At 68.8% G+C, this 6,991-nt stretch carries 7 protein-coding genes; 6 read left to right on the plus strand and 1 reads right to left on the minus strand.

Annotated elements, in window-relative coordinates; all coding sequences use genetic code 11:
- The first annotated feature begins 18 nt into the window (after positions 1 to 18).
- Genes bamA through lpxB form a run of 6 tightly spaced genes read left to right on the plus strand, consistent with a single transcriptional unit; the run spans position 19 to position 6,794 of the window.
- Positions 19 to 2,352: an outer membrane protein assembly factor BamA gene (gene bamA, locus NNZ72_RS13335; RefSeq protein WP_257315800.1), complete on the plus strand. Its 2,334-nt coding sequence runs from the start codon at positions 19 to 21 to the stop codon at positions 2,350 to 2,352.
- Positions 2,353 to 2,401: 49 nt separating this feature from the next.
- Entirely contained in the window at positions 2,402 to 3,469 is a 1,068-nt protein-coding gene (gene lpxD / locus NNZ72_RS13340; RefSeq protein ID WP_257315801.1) for a UDP-3-O-(3-hydroxymyristoyl)glucosamine N-acyltransferase, read from the plus strand.
- The gene (fabZ, locus tag NNZ72_RS13345; RefSeq protein ID WP_257315802.1) at positions 3,462 to 3,935 is read left to right on the plus strand and encodes a 3-hydroxyacyl-ACP dehydratase FabZ; all 474 of its coding nucleotides are present in this window, start codon (positions 3,462 to 3,464) and stop codon (positions 3,933 to 3,935) included. Before lpxD ends, fabZ begins: the two co-directional genes overlap by 8 nt.
- On the plus strand, positions 3,932 to 4,741 hold the full coding sequence (gene lpxA, locus NNZ72_RS13350; protein WP_257315803.1) for an acyl-ACP--UDP-N-acetylglucosamine O-acyltransferase: 810 nt from the start codon (positions 3,932 to 3,934) through the stop codon (positions 4,739 to 4,741). Before fabZ ends, lpxA begins: the two co-directional genes overlap by 4 nt.
- Before the next feature lie 5 nt (positions 4,742 to 4,746).
- Entirely contained in the window at positions 4,747 to 5,625 is an 879-nt protein-coding gene (locus NNZ72_RS13355) for an LpxI family protein (RefSeq protein WP_257315805.1), read from the plus strand.
- Positions 5,622 to 6,794, plus strand: a complete 1,173-nt coding sequence (gene lpxB / locus NNZ72_RS13360; RefSeq protein WP_257315806.1) for a lipid-A-disaccharide synthase — start codon at positions 5,622 to 5,624, stop codon at positions 6,792 to 6,794. The genes NNZ72_RS13355 and lpxB overlap by 4 nt, the downstream gene beginning before the upstream one ends.
- Positions 6,795 to 6,825: 31 nt before the next feature.
- Here lpxB and NNZ72_RS13365 read toward each other — a convergent pair.
- The coding region (locus NNZ72_RS13365; protein ID WP_306766300.1) for a citrate/2-methylcitrate synthase at positions 6,826 to 6,991 on the minus strand (166 nt) is incomplete at its 5' end.

The raw sequence follows: 6,991 nt of genomic DNA on the forward strand, positions 1-6,991 counted from the left end.
CGAAGGTAAGTAGTGAAGATGAAAGCTGGTTCAAACCTTTTGAACGCGGTATCGGCCGTTGCGCTGTCGGCGAGCCTGGTTGTCACGGGGGGATCCGTCGCAACGCTTGTCTCCGCCACGGCCGCCGAAGCCGCCGTCATTCGCAGCATTCAGGTTCGCGGCGCAGAGCGCGTGAGCGCCGAGACGGTGAAGGCGAACGTCACCATCGTTCCCGGCAAGAACTTCACCAATGCGGACATCGACGCCTCGGTGCGCCGCCTGTTCTCGACCGGCTACTTCTCCGACGTCCGCATCGCGGTTTCCGGCAGCACGCTCGTCGTGACCGTCAACGAGAACCAGCTCATCAATCAGGTCGTCTTCAACGGCAACCGCAAGATCAAGGACGACAAGCTGCGCGGCGTCGTCCGCTCGCAGTCGCTCGGCCCCTATAGCGAGACGACGATCGAGGCCGACATCCAGGCGATCCGCGATGCCTATGCCGCGATCGGCCGCAGCGACGCGACCGTGACGACGCAGGTCCATCCGCTCGGCAACGGCCGCGTCAACCTCGCCTTCGTCGTCAACGAGGGCGACCGCACGAAGATCGGCAACATCAATTTCGTCGGCAACCAGGCCTACAGCAACAGCCGCCTCGAATCGGTGATCATCACCAAGGAATCCGGCATCTTCTCCTGGCTGACCCGCAAGGACGTCTACAGCGAGGACAAGCTGCGCGCCGACGAGGAGGCGCTGCGCCAGTTCTACTTCAACCACGGCTATGCCGACTTCCGCGTCCTGTCCTCCGAGGCGGTGCTCGACGAGTCGACGAACGAATACACGATCACCTTCACGGTCGACGAAGGCCAGCGCTACAATTTCGGCGAGGTCAACGTCGAATCGACCGTCGAGGGCGTCGATCCGGAGGAGCTGCGGGGCCTCATCGAATCGCGCCCCGGCAAGGTCTACCGCGCCCGTGACGTGCAGGAGACGATGTCCGAGATTTCCAGCCGCGTCGCCGCGAAGGGCTATCCCTTCGCCCGCGTGACGCCGCGCGGCAACCGCGACCTCGGCAACGGCACGATCGCCGTCGACTACCTCGTCGACCAGGGCGAGCGCGCCTATGTCGAGCGCATCGAGATCCGCGGCAACACCCGCACGCGCGACTACGTCATCCGCCGCGAGTTCGACATCGGCGAAGGCGACGCCTTCAACCAGGAGATGATCTCGCGCGCCAAGCGCCGCCTGGAGGCGCTCGGCTTCTTCTCGACCGTCAACGTCTCGACGGCGCCGGGCAGCTCGGCCGACCGCGTCGTCATCATCGTCGACGTGCAGGACCAGTCGACCGGCTCGTTCGGCATCGGCGCCGGCTACGAGACCGGCAACGACGGCGGCTTCAAGTTCGAGGCCTCGATCGAGGAGAAGAACTTCCTCGGCCGCGGCCAGTATATCCGCGTGGCGGCCGGTGCCGGCAGCAACTCGCGCGACTATTCGCTGTCCTTCACCGAGCCCTACTTCCTCGGCTACCGTCTCGCCGCCGGCTTCGACGTGTTCAGCCGCGAGAACGACAGCGAGGACTTCTACTCGGTCGATACCCGCGGCTTCACGCTGCGCGTGACCGCGCCGATCACCGAAGAGCTGTCCACGACGCTGCGCTACAACTTCACGGACTTCCGCTACAAGTCCAGCAACCTCGCCAAGCTGTCGTCGCCCTATCAGGACGTCGTCAACGGCAGCCCGTGGGTTCGCTCCTCCGTCTCGCACAGCATCAACTACGATTCGACGGACGACCGCATCACGCCGCGCGAAGGCATCCTGGCGAATATCACGCATGAATTCGCCGGCCTCGGCGGCGATTCGGACTTCTACAAGATCACCGGTAAGGCCCGCTACTATCAGACGCTGATGGACGACGCCGACCTGATCGGCTCGCTGACGGTCGGCGGCGGCCACGTGATGGCGACGAGCGGCCGCCTGAAGGTCTACGACCAGTTCACGCTCTCGGCCAACGACCTGCGCGGCTTCGAGTCCGGCGGCATCGGCCCGCGCGCGACCTCGACCGGCGACGCGCTGGGCGGCACGACCTACTTCACCGCCTCGGCGGAAGTCACCTTCCCGCTGCCCTTCGTCGGCCGTGACTCCGGCTTCCGCGGCGCGTTCTTCGCGGATGCGGGGACGCTCTACGGCAACGACGTGCGGACGGTGGCTGCGGATGCCGTGCGCGGAACCGACATGTCGTGGCGCGCCTCCGTCGGTGCCAGCGTGATCTGGGCCTCGCCCTTCGGTCCGCTGCGCTTCGACTACGCGTTCCCGGTCAAGAAGGAATCCTTCGACGAGACCCAGCGCTTCAAGTTCGGCATCTCGTCGCAGTTCTGATGCTGTCGGTCCAGAACCGCGCGAACACGGACGTTCTGGAGCCTTGCTGATGGAGCACAACTGGTTCTTTCCGCCGCATGACGGCGTGCGTCTCGCCGATTTCGCGCAGGCCGTCGGGGCGGAGCTCCTGGATTCCGCGCAGGGCGACCGGATCGTGCGCAGCGTGTCGCCGGTCGATCGCGCGCGGGAAGGGGACGTCTGCTACATCCTCTCCCGGCGGTTCCGTTCCGAGCTCGCCACCTGTCGGGCGACCGCGCTCATCTGCGAGCGCGCGCTCGCGCCGATCGTGCCGGCGCACATCGCCGTCCTCGTCACGTCCCGTCCGCACACCGCCTTCGCGCTCGCCGGCGCGCTGCTCTATCCGTCGGCGATGCGGCCCGAGCGCATGGTTTCCGATGCCGGCGCGGTGTCGCCGGCCGCCTTCGTCGATCCGACGGCGCGGCTCGAGGCGGACGTCTCGGTCGAGCCGATGGCGGTCGTCGGCCGCGAGGCGGAGATCGGCGCGGGAACGCGCATCGGCCCCGGCGCGGTCATCGGCCCCGGCGTGCGCATCGGTCGCGACTGTACCGTCGCCGCAGGCGCCACCGTGCAATGCGCGCTCGTCGGCAACGGCGTCATCATCCATCCCGGCGCCCGCATCGGCCAGGACGGCTTCGGCTACGGCCCAGGCCCGAAGGGCGGCATGATCAAGATCGTCCAGGTCGGCCGCGTCATCATCCAGGACAATGTCGAGATCGGCGCCAACACGACGATCGACCGCGGCACCATGGACGACACGGTGATCGGCGAGGGCACGAAGATCGACAACCAGGTGCAGGTCGGCCACAACGTCCGCATCGGCCGCCATTGCGGCATCGTCAGCAAGGTCGGCATCGCCGGCAGCACGCGCATCGGCGACGGCGTGATGATCGGCGGCGCGAGCGGCATCAACGGCCATATCACCATCGGCGACGGCGTCCAGATCGCCGCCATGAGCGGCGTCGTCTCCGACATTCCGCCGGGCGAGCGCTTCGGCGGCGTGCCGGCGCGGCCGATGCGCGATTTCCTGCGCGACATCGCCGAGATTTCCATGCGGTCCAGCAGTCGCGGTCGAAAAAAGGGGGACAAGGATGAGTGAGGACAGCAAGGCAACGCTCGGGATCGCCGACCTGCGGGAGATTCTGACGCTCCTTCCTCATCGCTATCCCTTCCTGCTGGTCGACAAGATCGTCGACATCGACGGCGACCAGTCGGCGGTCGGCATCAAGAACGTGACGGTCAACGAGCCGCATTTCACAGGCCATTTCCCCGACAATCCGATCATGCCGGGCGTGCTGCTGATCGAGGGCATGGCGCAGACGGCGGGCGCGATCTGCGCGCGCAAGGCCGGCACCGGCTCGAACCTCGTCTATTTCATGACGATCGACAATGCGCGCTTCCGCAGGCCGGTCGTTCCGGGCGACCGCGTCGAGTTCCACGTCGTCAAGCAGAAGCAGCGCGGCAATATCTGGAAGTTTCATTGCGATGCAAAAGTTGATGGGCATCTCGTCGCCGAAGCTGATATCGGCGCGATGATCGTCAACAAGGAAGACAGCAGCAGATGATAGCCGCCAGCGCGAAGATCCACCCGCTTTCCGTCGTGGAGGAGGGCGCGGTCGTCGGCGAGAACGTCGTGGTGGGGCCCTTCTGCCATGTGGGTCCGAGGGTCGTCCTCCACGATGACGTGGAGCTTCTGGCGCATGCCGTCGTCACCGGCCGCACGACCATCGGCCGCCGCACGCGCATCTTCTCCAACGCCGTGATCGGCGGCGACCCGCAGAGCCTGCACCACGACGGCGCCGAGACGACGCTTGTCGTCGGCGAGGACTGCACCATCCGCGAAGGCGTGACGATGAACACCGGCACGACCGAGGGCGGCGGCGAGACGGTGGTCGGCAACGGCAACCTGTTCCTCGCCAATTCCCACGTCGCGCACGACTGCCGGATCGGCAACGGCGTCATCCTGTCGAACAACGTCATGCTCGCGGGCCACGTCCGGGTGGACGACCGCGCCATCCTCGGCGGCGGCTCGGCCGTGCACCAGTTCACCCGCATCGGCCGCCAGGCCTTCATCGGCGGCCTCTCGGCGGTCTCCTACGACGTCATCCCCTACGGCATGCTCAACGGCAACCCCGGCATCCTCGGCGGCCTCAACGTCGTCGGCATGTCGCGTGCCGGCATGGAGAAGCCGGTGATCCACCAGGTCCGCCGCGCCTTCAAGCAGATCTTCGAGGCGGAAGGCTCGATCCGCGCCAATGCCGCGGCGATCCGCGGCGACTATGCCGATTGCCCGCCGGTGATCGAGATCCTCGATTTCATCGCCGCCGACAGCGACCGCGCGCTCTCCTCGCCGCATCGCGGCAAGGGCTGACCGGCATGCCGGCGGGCCGGCCCGGGACGCAGGACAGGCTGGCCATCATCGCCGGCGGCGGCCTCCTGCCGCGCTACGTCGCGGACGCGGCGCGCGCGCACGGCGAAAATCCCTTCATCTTCGCGCTGCGCGCCGAATCCACCGAGGACTGGGCCGGCTTCGAGCATCGGATAGTCTCCGTCGGCGATTATGCGGGATTGCGCGCGGGCCTTGCCGAGAACGGCATCGGCCGCGCCGTGCTCTCCGGCTGGGTGCGGCGCCGGCCGGAATGGCGCGACATCCGCGCACCGCTCGCCGCGATCGCCCGCCTGCCGGGCGTGGTGCGGACCCTTCTCAAGGGCGGGGACGACGCCGTCCTGAAGATGGTGATCCGCCTGCTCGAGGGCGAGGGCGTGCGCGTCGTCGGCGCGCACGAGATCGTGCCCGACCTTCTCGCCGCGCCGGGCCCGCTCGGCCGCGTCCGCCCGGATGCGGCGGCCGAGGCCGACATCGCCGCCGCCGCGGAGGCCGCGCTGGCGCTCGGCCGGCTCGACATCGGCCAGGGGGCGGTCGCCGTCGGCGGGCGCGTGGTGGCGCTGGAGGGGGCCGAAGGCACGGACGACATGCTGGAGCGCGTCGCGGCGCTGCGCGCCGAAGGCCGCATCTCCCGGCGCCGCAGGGGCGTGCTGGTGAAGCTCTGCAAGCCGGGACAGGATTTCCGCGCCGACCTGCCGGCGATCGGCCGCGAGACCCTGCGCCGCATCCGCGCGGCGGGGCTCGCCGGCATCGCCGTCGAGGCGGGGCGCTCGCTGGTGCTGGAGCGCGAGGCGCTCGCGGCGGAGGCGGATGCGGCGGGCCTCTTCGTCACCGGCATCTGCCCGCGGGAAAGGGGGAACGTGCCATGACGGACCGTCCGCTGAAGATCGCCGTCATCGCCGGCGAGGTTTCCGGCGACCTGCTCGGCGGCGATCTCGTGGCGTCCCTCCGCCGCCTGCATCCGGGGCCCGTCGAGCTGGTCGGCGTCGGCGGCGAGGCGCTGGAGCGGGAAGGGCTCGTCTCGCTCTTCGACTTCTCCGAGCTCTCCATCATGGGCGTGTCGCAGGTGCTGAAGCGCCTGCCGTCGCTGCTGCGGCGCATCCGCCAGACGGCGGATGCGGTTATCGCCGCGCGCCCCGACCTGCTCCTCATCGTCGACAGCCCAGACTTCACCCACCGCGTCGCCCGCCGCGTGCGGAAGGCCCTGCCGGACCTGCCGGTGGTGGATTACGTCTGCCCCAGCGTCTGGGCCTGGAAGGAGGAGCGCGCGCCGCGCATGCGCGCCTATGTCGACCACGTGCTGGCGCTGCTGCCCTTCGAGCCCGAGGCGATGCGGCGCCTCTCCGGCCCGCCGACCACCTATGTCGGCCATCGTCTGGCCGGCGACCCCGCCATCGCCCGTATCCGCGCCGCGCGGCTTGCGCGGCCGGACAGCGCGGCGAAGACCTGCCTGCTGCTGCCGGGCTCGCGCGCCGGCGAGATCAACCGGCTGCTGCCGGTCTTCGGCGCGGCGGCGCAGGAGCTCTCGCAGCGCAATCCCGGCATCCGCTTCCTGCTGCCCACCGTGCCGCGCCAGGAGGCGCTGGTGCGGCGCCTCACCGCCGGCTGGCCCGTCCCGCCGGAGATCACCACCGCGCAGGACGCCAAGTGGCGCGCCTTCGCGGAGGCCGATGCCGCCATCGCCGCCTCCGGGACCGTCATCCTCGAGCTGGCGCTCGCCCGTGTCCCCGTCGTCTCCGCCTACAAGGTCGACTGGCTGATGAAGCTCCTTGCCGGCCGCATCCGCATCTGGACGGCGGCGCTGCCGAACCTGATCGCCGACTACACCATCGTCCCGGAATACGTGAACGAGGTCGTGCGCCCGGGCAGCCTGACTCGCTGGTTCGAGCGGCTGTCGGCGGACACGCTGCAGCGCCGCGCCATGCTGGAGGGCTTCGACGCCGTCCATGCCCGCATGCAGACGGAAAGGCCGCCCGGAGAGACGGCCGCCCGCGTCGTCCTCGATCTCCTGCAAACGAAAAAGCCCGGTCGCGATTGACCGGGCTTTTCTTTCTTGGGCTGCGTGCGGCTCAGCGCTTGGAGACCGGCACGTAGTCGCGCTTCGGTGCGCCGACATAGAGCTGGCGCGGACGGCCGATGCGCTGTTCCGGATCCTCGATCATCTCGTTCCACTGGGCGATCCAGCCGACCGTGCGGGCGAGCGCGAACAGCACCGTGAACATCGTCGTCGGGAAG

The sequence above is a fragment of the Shinella pollutisoli genome (assembly GCF_024609765.1).
Taxonomy (GTDB): domain Bacteria; phylum Pseudomonadota; class Alphaproteobacteria; order Rhizobiales; family Rhizobiaceae; genus Shinella; species Shinella pollutisoli.